This window comes from Acinetobacter sp. V102_4, assembly GCF_031799005.1.
In the GTDB taxonomy this organism is placed as follows: Bacteria; Pseudomonadota; Gammaproteobacteria; order Pseudomonadales; family Moraxellaceae; genus Acinetobacter; species Acinetobacter calcoaceticus.
This window is the reverse complement of the sequence record NZ_JAVQNR010000038.1, coordinates 98077-119088: the sequence shown is the minus strand read 5'-3', so window position 1 is coordinate 119088 and position 21012 is coordinate 98077. Positions and strand designations below refer to the sequence as shown.

The window sequence follows — 21012 nt, the reverse complement described above, 5'->3', positions numbered from 1 at the left end:
TCAGGTTACTTATCAAATCTAGTCATTTTTAAAATGACTTATTCGAAGCTGAATTATGCATAGATATCTAAAAAGTTTTTAAAGATTTGATGACCATGTTGGCTCAAGATTGATTCTGGATGGAACTGCACACCTTCAACAGGCAATGTCTTATGTTTAACACCCATAATTTCTTCCATTGAGCCATCTGCTTCATTGGTCCAGCACGTTACTTCAAGGCAATCAGGCAGTGTTTGCTGATCGATCACCAAAGAGTGATAACGAGTTGCTGAGAATGGGCTAGGGAGATTACTGAAAATACCTTTATTGCTATGGTACATATCAGATAAACGTCCGTGCATCACCGTTTTGGCTCTTACAATGTTTCCGCCAAAAGCTTGCCCAATACTTTGATGCCCTAAACACACGCCAAGCAAAGGAATTTTTCCGGCAAAGTGGTTAATTGCCGGAATTGAAATACCTGCTTCACTTGGAGAGCATGGGCCAGGACCAATAACCAGATATTTAGGTTGCCATCGTTCAATATCCTCTAATGTGACTTGATCATTGCGAACAACTTTTACTTCCTGATCCAACTCGCCAAAGTACTGGACGATGTTGTATGTAAAAGAGTCGTAATTGTCGATCATTAGAAGCATTTTTAGTCTAACCTCTTGATATATGGTATTTATTTAAATAGCTATTTAAATTTTTACCTGTTTAATTACCCATTTTGATTATCACACCAAAATCGTAGGCAAAAATAAAGCTGCTATCTAAGCGGCTAATATAACAAAAAATGAAGTGACCAGTTTAACTATTTCATTCGTTAGAAATTTGCTAAAAAAGTCAGCTTTAAATTGATATTAGATCTGTTAAGAAACAGAGATATGTGCAACTAGGGCAGAATCGGCTTTTTCATTAGAACTAAAAAGTATTCTGCCTTAGTTAGAAAAGCAGATTAAATCGCACGAGTGTTGTAAATCAGCCAGTCTAGAACCTCTCCAGACAAATGTTCAGCTAGTTTTTCTTGAACCATTTGGTGATAAGCATTTAGCCAGTCTTTCTCTTCATTGTTGAGCATATCAACAAGGATACAGTCCAAATGGATTGGGCAAAGCGTAAGTGTTTCAAACTCCAAAAATTCACCATAAGTTTTTTCAAACCCAGAGTGAAGACGGTTTGCCACTAGATTTTCAATGCGAATACCGTATTGTCCCTCATGGTATAAGCCCGGCTCGTTAGAAAGAATCATTCCTTCACGTAGTTTGCTGTAAGCATGAACTGGCGCGTAATAAGAAAGTACTTGTGGCCCTTCATGTACGTTAAGAGCAAAGCCTACGCCGTGACCTGTTCCGTGGCGATAATCTAAACCATGTTGCCATAAGGTATGGCGACAAATTGAATCAAGTAGCGGTGCAGCTAAACCTTCTGGATAAATCGTTTTGGCCAAGGCAATATGACACTTTAAAACCAAGGTATAGTCACGTTTTTGTGGTTGCGTTGGCGTCCCTACAGGAACTACACGAGTAATATCTGTTGTTCCATTTACATATTGTCCACCCGAGTCAATCAGCAATAATCCATCGCCTTCAATAAATGAATAGTGCTCCTCGGTCGCACGGTAGTGGGGTAGAGCACCATTGGCATTAAAGCCAGCAATAGTTGAAAAACTTGGCCCTATAAACCCATCTTGCTGAGCACGGAAAGCTGTAATTTTTTCATCAATGGTCAGTTCTGAAATGTTTTCACGATGATGAAGTGCTTTTTCTAGCCAGTGGAAAAAGTGGCAAAGGGCAACACCATCTTTAACCATTGCATGACGGATATGAGCTATTTCACTTTCATGCTTACGCGATTTAAAAAGCGTACTCGGGTTGATGTCGTATACAACCTGAATATCTTTTGCGATGGCTTGTTCATGATAAATCGATACTTTGGCTGGATCTAAAAGTACAGAGGCATCAGAAATATTCGCTAAAAACTTAGCTGTATCTTCGTAGTTACGAATTTCAATACCATCAGCTTTAAAAGCTTGTTGAATGGCTATATCAACTTTGTCCGCATCAATGAAAAGAACAGCTTGTTTTTCACTAATATATAAATGAGACAGAAAAACAGGGTTGTATTCTACATCTTGTCCACGTGCATTTAGGACCCATGCAATATCATCTAAAGATGAAATGAAGTGACCCTTAATATTCTTGCTGTGTAAAGTTTCACGAATATTCTGAATTTTCTCTTTACGAGATAGCGCATTTAACCCTTCAGGCATTAAATGAATTTTATTTGATGGAAGCTCAGGGCGATCAGACCAGATGGCTCCAATTAAATCTTGTTGAGTTTCGAGTTTATAGTTGTTAAGTCTTGCAGTATGTTCGAGTGCCTTATATTGTTGAATGGATAGGGTATGTCCATTTACTGCAATGACGGATCCTGCTGTTAAGTTTTGTGCAATCCAAGCTAGATGTGTTGATGATTCATCACTGGTCAGTTTTTGAAGTTCAAATCCAGTTCCGACAAGCTGTTGCTCGGCTTGTACCCAATAGCGTCCATCTGCCCATAGGCCTGCAAACTTTTGGGTTACCACAAGAGTACCAACAGAACCGCTAAAACCACTAAGCCATTGTCTTGCTTTCCAATAGTCTGGTAAATATTCTGACATGTGTGGATCGGCACTCATGACGACTAACGCATCAACATGCTGGTTAAGCATTAGTTCACGAAGTTTCTCTAGCTTTTCTTGAACAGTTAAATTGGTCATATGGTTTCCAAGTCAGGTTGAACTTTACTGGTACTTTTGTTCATTAATCTATAAATAGGTTTCTTTAATAAAAATAACACGAGTGCGCCAATCACTAACGCCAAAACACATCTCATAAAGAGGGTAGGTAAGTGATTAATGCCATCTGCCGATACATGTCCTCCAATCAACCCTGCTATCAGATTACCTAAAGCTGAACCAGTAAACCACAGACCCATAATTTGACTGCGGATGATATCAGGTGCAAGTTTAGTCATGGTTGATAAGCCAATCGGGCTTAGGCAAAGTTCACCTATGGTAAGAAAAAAAAAAGTACCGACTAACCAAAATGGTGAAACTGCCCCGCCATTAATAGCAAAATGACTGGCAAGAGACATGAGCAAAAAGCCACCTGCTGCGAATAACAATGCAATAATAAATTTGCTGATATAGCTTGGGTCTTTATTTGCCTTACCTAGCTTCGCCCATAGCCAAGCTGCAACTGGAGCAAAAACAATAATAAATAGGGCATTGATTGATTCAAACCATACAGTTGGGATCTCAAATCCGAAAACAATACGGTCTGTATAATCTTGTGCAAATAAAGTAAAAGTTGTGGGCTTTTGCTCAAAGGCAGACCAAAATAGCGCAGATGCTGCTAATAAAACAAAGCAAATAATAATTTTAAATTTGTCATGCTGCTCTAAATTCAGGAAAAGTAGTAAATATGCAAAATAAGCAATAATCCCAATACCAATCCCAACTGTTAAATAAGTTGCTACCGCGACCGGATTGATATGAATGACACCAAAGAAGGTCAGGGCAATAACGACTGCAACACTTAATAAAAAAGAGAAAGCAATTTTTGGCGCATTTTTATTTTCAACAATTGGTTTATTCCAATTGTCATTTTCTTGACGCAACTGATTAAAAGCTTGTAGCTGTGGAATAGCGAATACACGAAAAATAAGTAATGCAACTAACATCCCAAGGCCACCAATCCCAAAACCTAGATGCCAGCCATGATCACGAGCCAATATACCTGTAATAAGAGGGGCAATAAACGATCCCATATTAATCCCCATATAAAAAATGGAGAAGCCGGCATCACGTCTATTATCTTGGGCTTTATATAATGTTCCGACAATCACTGAAATACAGGTTTTAAACAACCCAGACCCAATAACAATAAGGACTAAACCGAAATAAAAAAAGAATTGATCAAAGATAGGAGTAAGTGCAATCGATAAATGACCTAATGCAATAATGATGGAACCATACCAGACAGATCTTGCTTGGCCTAACCAGTTATCGGCAATCCAACCGCCTAAAACGGTCATTAAATACATAGAGCCGGCAAATAATCCTACAATTGCTGCTGCGGTAGGACGATCAAGCCCTAAACCACCATCATTGACCATCGCAACCATGTAAAGAACCAATAAAGGACGAATTCCATAGTAAGAAAACCGTTCCCACAGTTCAGTAAAAAATAAAGTTTTTAAGGGTTTTGGATGGCCGAAAAAAGCTGTGTCGCATTGTTCGAGTTCATGCTTCATTTCAAATCCTTTGAACATATTTGTAGTTTAATAAGCCAAACTTTTAGTTTGTTTAGTTATAAAAAAAAGTTATGTTTTATTTTTTAGATTTTTTTAAATTGAAAAGCAAGTTAGTCATGTATAAAAAAGGTATATAACAAATGGTAAAAAATTATCCGTTGAAAAAATTATTTTAGCGCACCAAATCTGACCAAAACTTGCGTCACAGCAGAGAACTCCATAAGGAAAATAAGGATTAAGCTGCTTTTAACGAGTCTTAAAATAGAAGTGCTGTAAAAAAGAAAAATAATTTCAGAAAACCTCAGTATTTTAATGGGTGAGGTATAACGCAAAAGAGGACTATTTAATTTTTTTTGAAAATTACTTTTCAGGGCAATATTTACATTAAAACCTTTTTGGCAAAGGCATAAGTAGATGTTGAGTTCTTATCTAAAGGTTAAAATTTCATAAGTCATCGTTTATTATTTTTTTATTCATTGTAATAAGAATGCCAGCTTGCTATATAAGAAAGTATTATGATCATGAATTACTGTTAGATATTGATGCGATGATTCATATTAGCGCAACAATTTTGCACTAAATTAGGGCGATTGTGAGCTGTTCTTGTATGCCATAATTTGAAAATGTCTGAATATGGTGCATTTCACTATGCAAACAGTATAATGGGTTCAGGACAAGGGGCCTAAATCATGGATAGTTATAAGCAATTCAATGTTTTAGGTAAGTCTTATAAAGTTGGTATGAGATTTGCTTTATAAATACCAGCAATTAACACGCACTTAACAAGTGCAACAAAATTTCATTGGAGCAAAATGAGCATGGCGAACAAGGTCCTTCAACTCATACAAGAAAGTGGCGCAAAATGGGTCGATTTTCGCTTTACTGATACTAAGGGTAAAGAACAGCACGTAACTTACCCAGCTGATTCTATTGATGAAGATACTTTTGAAGACGGTAAAATGTTTGATGGTTCTTCAATCGCTGGTTGGAAAGGCATTGAAGCATCTGACATGATTTTACGTCCAGATGCAGAAACTGGTTTTGTTGACCCGTTCTTTGCTGAACCAACTGTAGTTGTGACTTGTGACGTTATTGAACCTTCAACTGGTCAAGGTTATGAGCGTGACCCACGTTCGATTGCTCGCCGTGCAGAAGAATACTTAAAATCTACAGGTATCGGTGATACTGCATTCTTTGGTCCAGAACCAGAATTCTTTGTATTTGATGAAGTGAAGTGGGACATCGATATGTCTGGCGCTCGTCATACATTGATCGCTGAAGAAGCTGCTTGGTCTACTGGTAAAGATTACGAGTCTGGTAACTCAGGTCACCGTCCACGTGTTAAAGGCGGTTACTTCCCAGTTCCTCCAGTTGATTCTTCACAAGATATGCGTGCAGAAATGTGTGCGAAAATCGAAGACATCATGGGCCCTGGTCGTGTAGAAGTACACCACCACGAAGTTGCTTCTTGCCAATTAGAAATTGGTGTGAGCTTCAATACACTTGTACGTAAAGCTGACGAAGTTCAACAATTCAAATATGCTGTTTGGAACGTTGCACACCAATATGCAAAAACTGCAACCTTTATGCCTAAACCAATGGTAGGCGATAATGGTTCAGGTATGCATGTTCATATGTCTATCTCTAAAGATGGCAAGAACTTGTTTGCTGGTGATGAATATGCAGGCCTTTCTGAAATGGCATTGTACTTCATCGGTGGTGTTATCAAGCACGCTCGTGCATTGAATGCGATCACAAACCCATCTACAAACTCATACAAGCGTTTGGTTCCTCATTTCGAAGCGCCAATCATGCTTGCTTACTCAGCGCGTAACCGCTCTGCGTCTATCCGTATTCCATACGTTTCTAGCCCTAAAGGTAAGCGTATCGAAGCTCGTTTCCCAGATCCAATGATGAACCCGTACTTAGGTTTCGCTGCATTGTTAATGGCTGGTATCGACGGTATCCAAAACAAGATCCATCCGGGTGAAGCTGCTGATAAGAACTTGTATGATCTTCCTCCAGAAGAAGAAGCAAAAATCCCAACAGTTGCTCATAGCTTAGATATGGCTCTTGAAGCACTTCAAGCAGATCACGAATTCTTGTTAAAAGGCGGCGTGTTCACTAAAGAAATGCTTGATGCATACATCGAACTTAAAACTGAAGATGTACGTCGTCTTAACACGACTACTCACCCAGTTGAGTTTGATATGTACTACAGCTTGTAATACGTATTTTCATAAAAAAGCCTGCTTATGCAGGCTTTTTTATTGCTTGGAATGTTGATTGAATTCTCTACGTTTTTTATCAAAAAATTGGGTTAAACTAAGTGCGAGTTTTCATGTGAGCAGATTATGCGTAAACGGCAACCAGTACTTAAACAGGACAAGAATTTAAATCCTGAGTTGAAAAAATGGTTGTATGCGTCTGGTTCTCTGACTCAACAATTGACTGATCTTGGTGGTGGTCAGTTCAGTGTAAAACCTTTTAAAGAACACTTTCAGCGTTTAACTTTTGCAGATAGCCAATGGATGAATATGCCTCATACTCACACCTCATGGGTGCGTGAGACTTATTTATATGGCAGTGAAGCAGAGCCATGGGTTAAAGCAAAAAGTATTTTTCCTATTTTAAGCCTACAAAAAAAAGCTCGCATATTTCAGCATATTGGTTCTACACCGATTGGATTTTTTCTATTTCAAAGAACGACACCACTTTGTGACCGCCGTGTCATTCGTTTGCCAGAAGGGTGGACGCGACAAAGTTGCTATACTTGGCATGGGTGTAAATTTATAGTCCAAGAAACATTCTTACCAGCTTTTGAAGCTTTTCTACATCAGCAGCACGACAAGGAACTACTATGACGACTGCAACAGATACCACATGGCGTCAGCGTTTAGAAGCATACTATTATCTATGTCGATTTGATAAGCCAGTTGGAACAGAACTGGTTTTTTGGCCAACCATGTGGGCACTTTGGGTTGCGGCAGAAGGAAGGCCGCCATTGCATATTCTTTTGGCAATGGTCTTAGGCACAATTTTTATGCGTGCTGCTGGTTGTGCCATTAATGACTTTGCGGACCGTAAAGTAGATGCGCATGTTGAACGCACTAAAACACGCCCATTAGCAACTGGGGTAATTCGTCCTAGAGAAGCAATATATGTATTTTTAACGCTAGTATTTGCTAGCGCTTGTACTTTGTTCTTTTTACCTATAGCGACATTCTATTGTGCACTAGCTGGATTAGTTTTAGCATTTATATATCCTTTCATGAAAAGATATACCCATTTACCACAAGTGGTTTTAGGTATGGCATTTTCTTGGGGAATTCCAATGTCATTTACTGCGATGGGTAAGCCGTTAGATATAACTTGCTGGCTTCTTTATTTTGGTAATCTAGCTTGGACAGTCGCTTATGACACTCAATATGCCATTACTGACCGTGAATATGATTTAAAGATTGGTGTGAAATCTACAGCTATTCTTTTTGGTCGATATGACATCCAGATTATTGCGCTTTTACAAGCAACCAGTCTTGTTTTGATTGGTTCGGCACTGTATTTAGAAAATATTTTATTTCCATGGGCGATCATTGCTTTGATTGTTGTTGCATTCGATTTTATATATCAAACAATTAAAACCAAAGACCGCAACCCTCAAGTCTGTTTTTGGGCATTCCGTCACAATCGCTGGGTTGGATTAATCATTTTTCTGGGAATAGTTTTAAATTTCATATAGTAAAAATGACCGTAAGGTTGAAAAGTGTTCTATGCAGAGCACTTTTTTTATGTCTTAATATTTGTGCATAAAAATATGCGGAATAAATAACACATAACATAAAAAGGATATTTTATGAAACGGTCAAAAATTGCTTTAGCTATAACATTATCGGTTTCAGCATTATTTCTTACAGCATGTAATGACGATGATGATGACTATACTGGTGTGAACCCTGATAAAACATATATTTCTGAAAAAGCCTATTCTAAGGATAGTTTAGAGGGTGCTTCATCTATAAAAGTCATGACCTATAACATGGTCAATGTACAAGGTAAAACAGCAGAAGCAACCGCACTAGTAATGTTCCCTAAAATTGCTCAACCTAAAGATGGTTATCGCGTAGTGGTATGGGAACACGGCACTGTAGGCGTAGGGGACAGTTGTGCGCCAAGTAATAATACGATTAATCCACGCTTCAAAATTTTAGCCGATACATTATTAGCTGCTGGATATGTGATTGTGGCGCCAGATTACGAAGGTCTTGGTACAAAAGGAATCCATCCATATCTTAATTTAGCTAGTGAAGCCAAATCAGCATTAGCAGCTGTTAAAGCAGCAAAAGATCATTATGGTACTCAGTTAAATGGTGATTGGATGTCTGTAGGTCAGTCACAAGGAGGTCAGGCATCTATAGGTACTGCTGAATATGCAAATACAGATATAACATATAAAGGTGCGGTCGCAGGCGCACCTGCATCGAGCTTGGGTACAATTATTCTTGATGTGGCACCAAATGCATTAGCATTAATTGAGCAGCAAGAAATTGCAGGTAATGTAGCTTTAGATAAACGAGTATCTGTTGACTCTTATGCTACCCTGCTAGCTTATGCCGCTTTAACGGGTGTGGGTATTAAAGCGTATGAACCACGTTTTGAGTATAGAGATCTTTTCCAAACTAGAACAAAGTCTTTAGCTGAATTTGCGGAAGGAAGTACTGGAGAAAATGGTTTATGTTTAGATAGCGCTGATCCGAGTCTTAGTCTAATTAATAAATTTAAAGAAGATATTATTAAATTTATGACTGATAACCCAGATAAAAAAGTTATGGATTATCCTGGACTTGATGCTAATAATTTTAAGTCAAATGAGACTGTTCAGAAATTTCTACTCGCAAGTCAGCCTGGTACAAAACGTTTAGATAAACCTGTATATATTGCTCAAGGTAAGCTTGATACCAATGTCCCTTATCCAATTACTCAAATGATGGTGGCTGGACTGGTAACTTTGGGTTCACCTAACATTAAACTAGATCTAGTAGAAAATGCGACACATACCCAAGCCATTGTTTGTAAAAATGCTGATATCTATCAATTTATACAAAAGAATATGCCTGCTAAGACAAATGCTGTTGTAGACCCATCGATAATTGATGCAAGTGGAAAACAAGAATGTACTGGAGTAGCACAATAATTTTTTGTATTTAAAATATTCAAGTTAAAAGGGTCCTAAAGAGGGCCCTTTTTTTGTTATATTGTTACGCATTCTGAAATCGATACCGTTTGAGTTTGAAGTAGTTATGAGCCAGCCAACTGTTGAAAAAAAATCTGTTCCTTGGTTATTAATGGGATTAGGTTTGCTTATTCCTTTTTTTATTATCGGAATACTTTTCTTGGCTGCAAAGAGTGATGCTAAGACTAAAAAACAATATGAGCAGCAACGTTTAGAAATGGAAAAAAGAATAGCTGAAAAAGAAGCAGCAAGTTCTGAAAAGAAATAACAGCGGTTTTTAATGAATATCTTTTTGTAGCTGACGTACCGTCGGAATATTTGTGTAACGTCTTACAATGTAACCTGCTTCTGTGAGCATTTGATCACGAATACGATCTTCTTCCGCTTTTTCAAGATGAGAAGGGTCATCTAGTTCAATAATGGCAATTACTTCCATCTTGTCGTTAAGCACAACGAAGTCGGTAACTTTACGGTTGAACTGACTACGAATTTTATAGTCCTTACTGGTAATTAAAGCGCTAAAAGCCACTTGTGCGAAAACATGATAACTTGGAAAACTTTGTTTTAAACGGATAAACATTTGAGTTTCAAAGTTGGTAATAACAGGGCGAGCAAAGAATTTTTGTTTTGGAAATAAATAAGGACGTAAACAAACAGCAAGAAAAATGCAGGTGCTGATGCAACCTAAAACAATAAAAAATAAGTGACTCGATTCGAACATGTGAAGGCATCATACAAATAAAAACCCACTCATGATGAGTGGGTTTTTAAGAATCTTGGCTCTCCAACCTGGGCTCGAACCAGGGACCTGCGGATTAACAGTCCGTCGCTCTACCGACTGAGCTATTGGAGAATCTGATGCGCATTTTATGGATGAAATCTAAAAGCGTCAATAAGAATATTAAAGAAAATGAATCGTTTGCTTGATTAATATGCTTTTAAGGTACTAAAAATAAAAAAACCACCCAAAATAGGGTGGTTTTTTTATAAAGAAATAAAATTATTTCTCTACACCAGCTGGTTGACCTGCAAGTTTTGCATTCGCATAGTCCCAGTTCACAAGGCTTTCTAAGAAAGTTGCGATGTATTTAGGACGTAGGTTACGGAAATCGATGTAGTAAGCATGTTCCCATACGTCAATTGTTAATACAGCAATTTGACCATGAGCAAGTGGAGTGTCTGCATTAGAAGTTTTAGTAATAGATAATTTACCGTTTACTTCATCAGCAACTAACCAAGCCCAGCCTGAACCGAATTGAGTTGTTGCAGCAGCAGCAAATTCTTCTGCAAATTTTTCGTAGCTACCAAAAGCTTCTTCAATTTTAGCAGCGATTGCGCCAGTAGGCTTACCACCACCATTTGGCTTCATAGAATTCCAGTAGAATGTATGGTTCCAAACTTGAGCAGCGTTATTGAAAATACCAGCTTTAGATGCATCACCAGCAGTTGCTTTGATGATTTCTTCTAAAGTTTTACCTTCAAGGTCAGTCCCTTTGATTAAGTTGTTTAAGTTAACAACATAGGTATTGTGGTGTTTATCGTGATGGTATTCTAAAGTTTCTTTACTAATATGTGGCGCTAAATCATCATAGCCATATGGAAGTGCAGGTAAAGTAATGGTTGTCATGTTCCTATTCCTTGCATTTGCTGGGTTATACAATTAAGTGGCTCTATTGTAAATGATTCTGTTCACAATAGGGCATCGTTTTAAAGAACTATACACAATAAAGATCTAATTAATACGCATAACACAGATTGAAAAAAAGACTTAATTAAATCGGATTATTCAATTCAAAATATTCGGCTTCAATTGCAAACTGCTTTGAAATTGCTTGGGCTAAACGTTGAACTCCATAACGTTCGGTTGCATGATGACCACACGCAAAATAGTGAACTCCTAATTCTTTTGCTTCATAGAAAGTTCGTTCACTGACTTCGCCTGAAATATAAGCATCGCAATTTTGCAAAGCCGCTTTAGCAATAAAATCTTGAGCACCGCCAGTACAGAAACCTACTTTTTGAATAGTTTTTTTCTCGGCTGGTAAGTGAATTACTTTAAAATCAAAGCTATCTTGTAATTTTGCTTTAAACTCTTCAACAGAAAGCGCTTGCTCTAAATAACCAATATTTCCAATTGGATGTTTTTCGGCTAAATCGAGTGGTTCTAAATGGTGTAAGCCCAATTTTTCTGCAATGGCTACATTGTTACCCAAACTTGGATGTGCATCTAAAGGTAGGTGGTAAGCCACGAGTGAAATATTATTTTGAATTAATTTTTTAATTCGGTTACCGCGCATTCCTGTAATTGGGTACGGTTCGCCTTTCCAAAAATAACCATGATGTACGAGTAATAGATCGGCATTTTGAGCAATAGCTGCATCAATCGCATCTTCGGAAGCAGTAACGGCACAAACGATACGTTTTACTTCAGTTGAACCTTCAATTTGCAGGCCATTTGGTGCGTAATCTTTAAATTCTGCTGCTTTTAAGGTTTGGTCGCACCACTGAATAATTTCATGCAAATTCGCCATGATATTTCCTGAATTGAGTAGTAAATAATTGCTAAAGCTATAGAAACATATTTTGTTGTGTAACTAAAGCTAGACAAATCTTTTTTGAGTTTTTTATGTATATCGACATATTTAATTTAAAATGCTTAACTGAAAACTCTTTTTGTTCAATATATTAATTTAATTAAAAGCTTCTTTGCGTAGAGGATATGAACGTGCGCCGCACCTTTACATGGTTACCTTGGGTGTTACTTATTATTGTAATTGCCAGTTTTATTGCATGGCAAAAATACCATCAGCCGAAACCAACTGTTGCAGTTGATGGGGTGCAAATGCCTGCCGAAAAAGTTGAACCACTGGTTGATACTTCACGAGCGGGCGGGGTGGTGTCTTATAGTGCTGCGGTGAAAGTTGCAGCGCCGGCAGTTGTTAATATTTTTACGACCCAGAAAGTTAAACAAAATCATCCATTGTTAAGTGATCCAGTATTCCGCGAATTTTTTGGAAATCAGGTTCCTGAACAACAACAGCAAAATGAAAATAGTTTAGGCTCTGGGGTTATTGTTCGTGCTGATGGTTATATTCTTACCAATAATCATGTGATTGCTCAGGCTGACCAAATTGTAGTTGCATTGCGTGACGGACGTCGTGCAGAAGCAACTATTGTTGGAACAGATCCTGATACGGATTTAGCTGTAATTAAAATCGATTTAGATAAATTACCCGTGTTGCCATTTAAGCTTAGCGGTAATGAAGTGGGTGATGTTGTCTTAGCGATTGGTAATCCATTTGGAGTAGGGCAAACAGTAACTCAAGGTATTATTTCTGCCACTGAACGTTCTGATTTAGGCATCAATACTTATGAAGATTTCATTCAAACAGATGCTGCAATTAACCCAGGTAACTCAGGCGGAGCTTTAATTGATGTCGCTGGTAACCTAATTGGGGTAAATACCGCTATTTTCTCGCAGTCAGGCGGCTCTTTAGGTATTGGTTTCGCAATTCCAGCTAAAATTTGCCAACAAGTATTAAACTCGATTTTGAAAGATGGTCGTGTTGTACGTGGGTGGTTGGGCATTAGTCTAGTACCGCCTACACAAGAAGATGTATTAGCACCAAAACAGCAAATTGGTGTAGTTGTTGCTGATGTTTTGAAAAACGGGCCAGCAGCTTCAGCCGGTATTAAAGTTGGTGATAAAATTATTCAGGTGAATAATGAATCAATTACCTCAGCTTCTCATTTGATTAATTACGTTGCATTACAAGCGCCTAATAGCGAAATTAATGTGGTGGTTGAGCGAGCTGGGAAGCAAGAAAACTTTGTGGTAGCAGTTGGGGAAAGAAAAAACCAAAATACTCAATCTCAATATATACCACTGCCTAAACAGTAAAAACAAAAAAGCCTCGTAATGAGGCTTTTTTATTGGCTTAAATTAAGAATGTGTGGGTGTTTGATGTTGATGTTTGAACTCAGTTAAAGCATCAATGCGACATTGAATTAACATTTCACCAATTTCAGCACCCTTAATGTTCTCGGGTAAGTCCTGAACTTTAATAGAGCGAACCACTTGCATCGCATCTAACATATACTGAGCTTGAGGATAAGGACGGTCTTCTAAACCTAATCTTCCTCTAGCATCACACTCACATGCCTGTACAAAAGCTTCCACTCTCTCAGGGCGACGTAATACATCTAAACGCTGTAATAAACGCCATACAGTTCCGGGTTTTAACGACATAATCTGATGGCATTTTAGATGTTCTTTACACACCGATAATGCCAACTGTCGAGTTTGAGTTGGAACCTTTAAACGTTCACATAATTCGGTAACGGGTTTCACACCACGCTCTTCATGCATGATATGGCGAGGAAGTTCGTTAACAGGCGTTAATGCTTTACCTAAATCATGTACTAAAACAGCAAACCGAACATCAAGCGAGTAGTTTGACTTACACGCTTGCTGTAAAGACATTAGGGTATGTATGCCGCAGTCTACTTCTGGGTGATATTCTGGACGCTGTGGTACACCAAACAATGCGTCAATTTCAGGAAAAAGATGTTTTAAGGCACCGCAATCCCGTAGTGTCTGAAAATAAATATCTGCATGGTCTTCTAAAAGTGCGCGAGACGTCTCTTTCCACACACGTTCTGGTGTCAAGGCGTCGAGTTCACCTGATTCAGCCATTGTTTGCATCAATTGTAAGGTTTCAGATGCAATATGAAAGCCATATGAAGAATATCGAGCTGCAAAGCGTGCCACACGTAAAACACGTAAAGGATCTTCAGCAAAAGCTTCTGAAACATGTCGTAAGGTTTTATTTTCTAAATCAGTCTGACCACCATAGGGGTCATATATTCTGCCATCTTGATCCATTGCTATGGCATTGATGGTTAAATCACGGCGAATCAAATCTTCTTCTAAACTTACTGTGGTATCGGTAAAAAACTGAAAACCGTGATAGCCCTTACCGGACTTTCGCTCAGTACGTGCAAGTGCATATTCTTCTTTAGTTTTAGGATGAAGAAACACAGGAAAATCTTTGCCTACAGGTTGAAAACCTTGGGCGAGCATATGTTCAGGCGTTGCTCCGACCACAACATAATCTTTTTCTTGATAGGGATGCCCAAGTAGAGAATCTCGGACGGCACCGCCTACTAAATACACTTGCATGAAAAAACCTCTATTCTTCAAGCAATCATGCTACAGAATAGAGGTTTTCTCAAGTCATTAGACAGGCTTTTCGTAAAAAGCTCTTTCTAAATTACTTTTCTTGTTGTTGGATTTCCGCAACAGTTAAAGCAGTCATATTGATAAGACGACGAGTCGTTGCTGTCGGTGTCAAAATATGAACAGGTTTTGCTGCGCCAAGCAAAATTGGACCAATAGTAACGTTGTTACCAGAAGTTGCTTTTAACAGGTTGAATGAAATATTTGCTGCATCTAGATTTGGCATAATGAGCAAGTTTGCAGAACCTTTAAAACGTGAACCAGGGAATGCAAATTGACGAATATTTTCGTCTAATGCTGCATCACCATGCATTTCACCTTCAACTTCAAGCTCAGGAGCTTGCTCAGATAAAATACGATAAACTTCACGCATTTTTTGAGCACTTGAATCAGTTTGGTCGCTACCAAAACTTGAATGAGAAAGCAGTGCTACACGTGGAGTAATACCAAAACGACGCACTTCTTCAGCTGCTAAAATGGTCATTTCAGCAAGTTGTTCAGCAGTCGGGTTAGTGTTTACGTAGGTATCTGCGATAAACAAGTTGCGATCTTCAAGCATTAATGCATTTAACGTGAAGAAGTTATTCATGCCTTCTTTAAGACCGATAACATTGCGTACAAAGTCAAGGTGAATGTTATAGCTACTGTAAGTACCACATAACATACCGTCTGCTTTACCGAATTTAACCAGTAGAGATGCAATTAACGTTGAACGACGGCGAGCTTCACGTTGAGCATATTCAACAGTGATACCTTTGCGTTGCATTGTTTGATAGTAGTCTTTCCAAAACTCTTCATACATCGGGTTTTGTTCTTGATCTACAATCTCAATATTTACGCCATGTTGTAAACGCAGGCCTAATTTTTTGATATTTGCTTCAATTACAGCCGTACGACCTACTAAAATTGGTTTAGCTAAATCTTCATCAACAGCAATTTGTACTGCACGTAATACGCGTTCGTCTTCACCTTCAGCATATGCAATGCGTTTAGGATCAGCTTTTGCTTGAGCAAAAATTGGCTTCATCAAGAATGCAGAGTTATATACAAACTCAGACAATTTTTGACGATACACAGCGAAATCTTCGATAGGACGAGTTGCTACACCTGAGTCCATTGCAGCTTTAGCAACAGCTGGTGCAATTTCTAAAATTAAACGTTGATCAAGTGGGCGTGGAATTAAATAGTCACGACCAAATGAAGCAGATTTTTCACCATAAGTTGCTGCATCAGCTTCTACATGAGCCATACGCGCAATTGCATGTACACATGCAATTTTCATGTCTTCATTAATCGTAGTTGCACCAACATCAAGCGCACCACGGAAAATGTATGGGAAACATAATGCGTTGTTTACTTGGTTTGGATAGTCAGAACGACCAGTTGCCATAATGACGTCAGAGCGTACTTCATGTGCATGTTCAGGTAAAATTTCTGGATCTGGGTTTGCCAAAGCAAAAATAATTGGGTTCTCTGCCATCTGTTTCACCATTTCTTTGGTGAGAATACCAGCAGCAGAAAGACCCAAGAACATATCAGCGCCAGTCATTACTTCATGAAGCTGAGATGCTGTAATATCTTGAACATAACGTTTTTTAGATTCGTCTAAGCCTTCGCGAGAAGTCGTTAATAGACCGCGAGAATCGGCAACAATAATATTTTCTTTTTTAGCACCAAGCGCACAAAGCAAGTCTAAACATGAAAGTGCTGCTGCACCTGCACCTGAAGCTACGATTTTGATTTCATCAATTTTCTTATTTACAAGTTGCAATGCATTGAGCAAAGCTGAACCTACAATAATACTTGTACCATGTTGATCGTCATGGAATACAGGAATTTTCATGCGTTCACGAAGTTTCTTTTCGATATAGAAACATTCTGGCGCTTTAATGTCTTCGAGGTTGATACCACCGAAAGTTGGCTCAAGAGAGGCAACAATATCCACGATTTTATCTGGATCGTTTTCTGCAATTTCGATGTCAAATACGTCAACACCAGCAAACTTCTTGAAGAGAACGCCTTTACCTTCCATTACAGGTTTAGAAGCCAATGGGCCAATATTACCTAAACCAAGAACAGCAGTACCGTTAGTGACTACAGCAACCAAGTTTCCGCGTGCTGTATATTTAGCAGCAGTTGATGGATCACGTTCAATCTCTAAACATGGCGCAGCAACTCCGGGTGAGTAGGCTAGAGCCAAATCTCGTTGGTTGACAAGTTGCTTACTTGGGGTGACGCTGATTTTCCCTGGGTTTGGATATTCATGGTAATTTAAAGCGGCCTGTTTTAAAGATTGATCGTCCATCTGAGTCTCTATTTGATACAAAAAAGCAAACTAGTCAAATCACTCATTCAGGGGAAGGCAACTCGGTTCTTTTACTATGCTTTAATTTTTATCAATTAAGAGAATAGTAGACGAATTGCCAATAGCCCTGTAGTGAGCTAAATGCTAAAGAATATAACACTACTTCTTTATTTCTCACAGTCAAAAACGCTCATTTTTGGAAAAAGCAGCATATGTAAAAATAGTCTGTGAGAACCATTAAGAAATAGGCGAATCTGTTTGTAGATAAGGAATAATCTGCTCAGCCGGGATAGGACGACTAAAGAAATAGCCTTGTAAAAAATCACATTGCTGTTTTTGTAGATAGGCAACTTGTTCCTCTGTTTCTACACCTTCGGCAACCAGTTTAAGACCCATACTTTTACCCATCGCAATCATGGCATTTACAATGGCTTCTTGTTTGTGATCACCAATTTTAGAAATAAAAGCACGGTCAATTTTTAATACATCAATTGGGTATTCAGTCAGATAGGCTAAAGAGGAATAGCCTGTACCAAAGTCATCAAGCGCAATTGAAATATCTCGTTGTTTTATTGCATGTAATAACGTTTTTACGTTATCGGTATTGTCCAAGAGGGCTGACTCAGTAATCTCAAGTTCAAGATCTGAACCTTGTATATTATATTTCTGCAAAATTTCATCAATATCATTGAGTAATAAGCCTCGATGTATTTGCTGAGCAACAATATTTACAGAGACTTGAATGTTTGTGTAGCCTTGGCCTTTCCATTCTTGTAATTGTTTTCCAACTTTATCTAAAACGACTTTACCAATATCCGAAATCAGGCTACTACGCTCAGCAAAAGGTATAAACATATTTGGCATGACTAATCCTTTTTCGGGATGTTGCCAGCGAATTAATGCTTCAAAACCTATAATTGATTGATCTTGTAAATTGATTTTGGGTTGGTAATAAACGACAAATTCATCATTTTGAATGGCTTTACGTAACTCTTGCTCTAAATCGGCAGATTTATACGAGTGAGTTGTTTGATTGCAATAGTAAGAAATGGTATTGCCTCCTAAGCGTTTTGCTTCTGAAAGTGCTTGTTCTGCATGATTGTTTAGATGATCAATTTGTCGTCCATGCTCAGGAAAGCATGCTACGCCAATAGATGCGGTAATGAAATATTCTTGATTATCAATATAAAAAGGGGCATTGAGTGCCTGCAAAATATTTTGGCAATATTGTTCAATATTTGGATGAATTGGGGAAATTTCATAAATAATTGCAAAATCGTCACTATTTAAATAGGCAACTAAAATTGCATTAATATTGATTAAGCGTAATCGTTGTGCAAACTGTTTAAGAAGTTCATCACCACTATCATTATTTAAAAATTCATTAAAAGCTCTGAAACGGTCAATGTTTACTCTTATTAATGCTAAGTTTTTAATGTTATATGATGGATTTACAAGGTATTGATGCAGTTGATTGTAATAGTAAAGACGATTAGGCAAGTGAGTGAGGCTATCGTAATTTTTTAAATAGGATAGATGCTGTTCCTGACGTTTTTGCTCAGAGAGGTCCCTTGCAAATCCAATATAATTTGTAATTTGATTGAACTCATCTTTGACCACATTGATGTGTAACCACAAATATACGCTTTTGCCAGAACTAAACTTTTCGTCAAATTGGCCCATATATTCTCCAGTTTCGAGGAGCTGTTGGGTAATTGAGCTATGAAATTGTTGTTGTAGTTCTTTTTGATTAATTGTAATGCTAAATAACTCTTTATTTAGGAGTTCTGATTTAGAAAATCCGGTTAATTTTTCGTAGTAAGGGTTAATATCAATATAGTTCAAGTGTTCATCTAAAATAAATATGCCTTCCGCAGCTTGCTCAAGCACAATCGCCGATAGTCTTAAGTGTTCTTGATCTTTTTTCTCTTGATGTATATCTCGGGTCATACCAACCATGCGAAGCGCTTTTTGTGTTTTAGGATCTCTTGTAATGACACGGCCTACATCATGAATCCATCGCCAAGAACCATCACGACGTAAAATTCGAAAATTGACATTAAAATGATCTGTAGTTCCTTCCAAATGTTGTTTCAAGCGCTCGTCAAAAAGCTTTTTATCACTTGGATGTATGCGGTCTAAAATGGTATTGAGATGAATAATGGTTGTCTGAGTTTGTTTTTGTTGATCGAAAAATGTAATTTCTAATTTTTGATTTTCAATATCCCAGTCCCATGGCCGAATGCCAGCCGTTTCATGTGCAAAAGCTAAATTGTAGTGATGGCTTTCGAGTTGCTCATTCATTTTGGTGAGATCGTAAGTGCGTTCACGTACCTTTTGCTCAAGTAAATGGTTATTAAATTGGAGCTGGGCTTCAATATCTTTAGATTTATTCACTTCTTGTTGAAGTTGTACACATAATTCTTCAGCCCACTGGGTATGTTGTTCTGAAATTTGAACAAGCTGTTTATTTTTTAATAATAGTTTAGAAATCTTTTGATAGTTACGTTGAGTTGCGTATGCGCAGAGTACTGTAGCCACGAAAGCTATATTATAGGCGAAATAAAAAGGTAGCTGAGCAATGGGTGTATGTGTAAATTGAGCGATTAATAAGGGTAATGTACTGGGAATGAATAAAAGATAAAAGTATCGAGGTTGTTGCGTTAAAAAAGTCAGGCCAATGATATGGGCAGAAGTGATAAACAAAGCAATTAAAATATGAGCATCTGGTAGCGAAACTAACTCTTGAGGAAGATAGAAGTGAATAACTGTAACGGTTATCCCTAATAAAATTCCTGAAATAAAACAAATACTTTGTAATATAAGATCAGCTTTTTTAATAAAATTAATAGTACGATAGTGGGTTAAAATATTTGGAACGAATAATAGACAGGTAAAAGATGCAATAGTGAGGCCGATAGACCAGTTAAATATGGTTATTGAAGATGAAAAATAATAAGAAAAAATAGCATATGAGATCAGACATAACAGTATTAAGCTAATCAAATACCAGCGTATATATTGAATTGAAAGTTTTAGCTGCTCAATTTTTGTTTGATGCTGTAAATATTCTTCCTGAAGCCCGGACATAAGATTTTTCTATCCTATTTTTTTTACATATATACAGAAAGAATCTGATTTATCAGTGATAAAGAATTTGAAATTTTATTCATACAATAAAAGTAAATTAACTTTAAATAACGATTTAATCAATGTTCAATGAACTTAGGTTGATAAAAACCGATAATTTAAAATAGATAAGGCAACGACAGGTGCGGTTTCTGTACGTAAGACACGGTCACCGATACACCAATTCATAAAACCAGCTTGATTGGCTTGAGTAATTTCATTTTCACTTAAACCGCCTTCTGGGCCAATCAATAAGGCAAGTTCAGGTTGTATGCCTGCTAATACATCTTTTTGTTCTTTTTCTGGTGCTAAAACAAACTTTGAAGCGGGAAGCTGAGTAGAGCTTAACCATTCACTTAGAGAAATGGGCGCTAACACTTCTGGAACGATATTAAGACCACATTGTTCACAAGCAGCAATTGCAACAGCTTGCCAGTGATCTAATTTTTTTTGATCTCGGTCGTATTTTAAGCGCATTTCACAGCGCTCACTTGTAAGCAACTGAATTTGACTTACTCCAAGTTCAGTTGCTTTCTGAATGGCATAATCCATTCGGTCACCTTTACTCATGACCTGACCAAGGACAGCTTTAAAAGGGGCACTACGGTTAGTAGGGTTAAAACTCTCAATCGTGACAAATGCATTTTTTTTATTAATTTCGGTTAGTGTCGCGAGATATTCGCCACCTTGACCATTAAAGAGAGTGGCTTGTTCTTGTAATTGTGCACGTAAAACACGCACCCAATGATGAAATACTGTTTCTGTCAATTGAATTGTTGAGCCAACAGCAAGTTCAGTTTCGATAAAAAAACGATTCATTGGGTACGC

General features: G+C 37.8%; 16 protein-coding genes and 1 tRNA gene. 6 read left to right on the top strand and 11 right to left on the bottom strand.

Annotation, left to right across the window (positions count from 1 at the left end; translation table 11 throughout):
* Nucleotides 1–53: 53 nt before the first annotated feature.
* The 3 genes from RMB13_RS10215 to RMB13_RS10205 form a co-directional block, all read right to left on the bottom strand.
* A complete protein-coding gene (locus tag RMB13_RS10215) occupies nt 54–638 on the bottom strand; it encodes an aminodeoxychorismate/anthranilate synthase component II (protein ID WP_003650566.1) in 585 nt (194 codons plus the stop codon).
* Between the two features lie 302 nt (nt 639–940).
* Nucleotides 941–2743 (bottom strand): aminopeptidase P family protein, encoded by a 1803-nt coding sequence (locus tag RMB13_RS10210; RefSeq protein ID WP_311085190.1) that lies wholly within the window; start codon nt 2741–2743, stop codon nt 941–943.
* On the bottom strand, nt 2740–4299 hold the full coding sequence (locus tag RMB13_RS10205; protein WP_311085189.1) for a peptide MFS transporter: 1560 nt from the start codon (nt 4297–4299) through the stop codon (nt 2740–2742). The genes RMB13_RS10210 and RMB13_RS10205 overlap by 4 nt, the downstream gene beginning before the upstream one ends.
* A gap of 794 nt (nt 4300–5093) precedes the next feature.
* On the opposite strand from RMB13_RS10205, the gene glnA reads away from it, so the two are divergent.
* The 5 genes from glnA (at nt 5094) to RMB13_RS10180 (ending at nt 9779) form a co-directional block, all read left to right on the top strand.
* Nucleotides 5094–6509, top strand: a complete 1416-nt coding sequence (glnA, locus tag RMB13_RS10200; RefSeq protein ID WP_003650573.1) for a type I glutamate--ammonia ligase — start codon at nt 5094–5096, stop codon at nt 6507–6509.
* Nucleotides 6510–6635: 126 nt separating this feature from the next.
* The gene (locus RMB13_RS10195; protein ID WP_311085188.1) at nt 6636–7145 is read left to right on the top strand and encodes a chorismate lyase; all 510 of its coding nucleotides are present in this window, start codon (nt 6636–6638) and stop codon (nt 7143–7145) included.
* The gene (ubiA, locus tag RMB13_RS10190) at nt 7142–8020 is read left to right on the top strand and encodes a 4-hydroxybenzoate octaprenyltransferase (RefSeq protein ID WP_311085187.1); all 879 of its coding nucleotides are present in this window, start codon (nt 7142–7144) and stop codon (nt 8018–8020) included. The genes RMB13_RS10195 and ubiA overlap by 4 nt, the downstream gene beginning before the upstream one ends.
* A 114-nt stretch (nt 8021–8134) precedes the next feature.
* Nucleotides 8135–9472 (top strand): lipase family protein, encoded by a 1338-nt coding sequence (locus RMB13_RS10185; protein WP_311085186.1) that lies wholly within the window; start codon nt 8135–8137, stop codon nt 9470–9472.
* Nucleotides 9473–9578: 106 nt separating this feature from the next.
* Nucleotides 9579–9779, top strand: a complete 201-nt coding sequence (locus RMB13_RS10180; protein WP_026056195.1) for a hypothetical protein — start codon at nt 9579–9581, stop codon at nt 9777–9779.
* Nucleotides 9780–9788: 9 nt separating this feature from the next.
* Here the strand turns inward: RMB13_RS10180 and RMB13_RS10175 are convergent, their stop codons facing one another.
* From RMB13_RS10175 to RMB13_RS10160, 4 genes are all read right to left on the bottom strand, one after another.
* Nucleotides 9789–10232, bottom strand: a complete 444-nt coding sequence (locus tag RMB13_RS10175; protein ID WP_311085184.1) for a DUF2726 domain-containing protein — start codon at nt 10230–10232, stop codon at nt 9789–9791.
* A 56-nt stretch (nt 10233–10288) separates the two neighbouring features.
* Nucleotides 10289–10364: transfer RNA gene (locus tag RMB13_RS10170), tRNA-Asn, on the bottom strand.
* Between the two features lie 147 nt (nt 10365–10511).
* Nucleotides 10512–11138 (bottom strand): superoxide dismutase, encoded by a 627-nt coding sequence (locus RMB13_RS10165; protein ID WP_003650584.1) that lies wholly within the window; start codon nt 11136–11138, stop codon nt 10512–10514.
* Nucleotides 11139–11283: 145 nt separating this feature from the next.
* Entirely contained in the window at nt 11284–12042 is a 759-nt protein-coding gene (locus RMB13_RS10160; protein WP_004643518.1) for a Nif3-like dinuclear metal center hexameric protein, read from the bottom strand.
* 194 nt (nt 12043–12236) lie between these two features.
* Here RMB13_RS10160 and RMB13_RS10155 point away from each other — a divergent pair, with 194 nt between their 5' ends.
* Nucleotides 12237–13412 carry a S1C family serine protease gene (locus RMB13_RS10155; protein WP_004643516.1) on the top strand — a complete coding sequence of 392 codons (1176 nt, stop codon included), beginning with the start codon at nt 12237–12239 and terminating at the stop codon, nt 13410–13412.
* Nucleotides 13413–13454: 42 nt separating this feature from the next.
* Here the strand turns inward: RMB13_RS10155 and RMB13_RS10150 are convergent, their stop codons facing one another.
* The 4 genes from RMB13_RS10150 to RMB13_RS10135 form a co-directional block, all read right to left on the bottom strand.
* On the bottom strand, nt 13455–14693 hold the full coding sequence (locus tag RMB13_RS10150; RefSeq protein ID WP_003650590.1) for a multifunctional CCA addition/repair protein: 1239 nt from the start codon (nt 14691–14693) through the stop codon (nt 13455–13457).
* A gap of 91 nt (nt 14694–14784) precedes the next feature.
* Entirely contained in the window at nt 14785–17055 is a 2271-nt protein-coding gene (locus RMB13_RS10145; RefSeq protein WP_003650593.1) for an NADP-dependent malic enzyme, read from the bottom strand.
* A gap of 237 nt (nt 17056–17292) precedes the next feature.
* On the bottom strand, nt 17293–20145 hold the full coding sequence (locus RMB13_RS10140; RefSeq protein ID WP_311085183.1) for an EAL domain-containing protein: 2853 nt from the start codon (nt 20143–20145) through the stop codon (nt 17293–17295).
* A gap of 135 nt (nt 20146–20280) precedes the next feature.
* Nucleotides 20281–21003, bottom strand: coding sequence for a 16S rRNA (uracil(1498)-N(3))-methyltransferase (locus RMB13_RS10135; RefSeq protein ID WP_311085182.1), 723 nt, complete (start codon nt 21001–21003; stop codon nt 20281–20283).
* Nucleotides 21004–21012 lie beyond the last annotated feature (9 nt).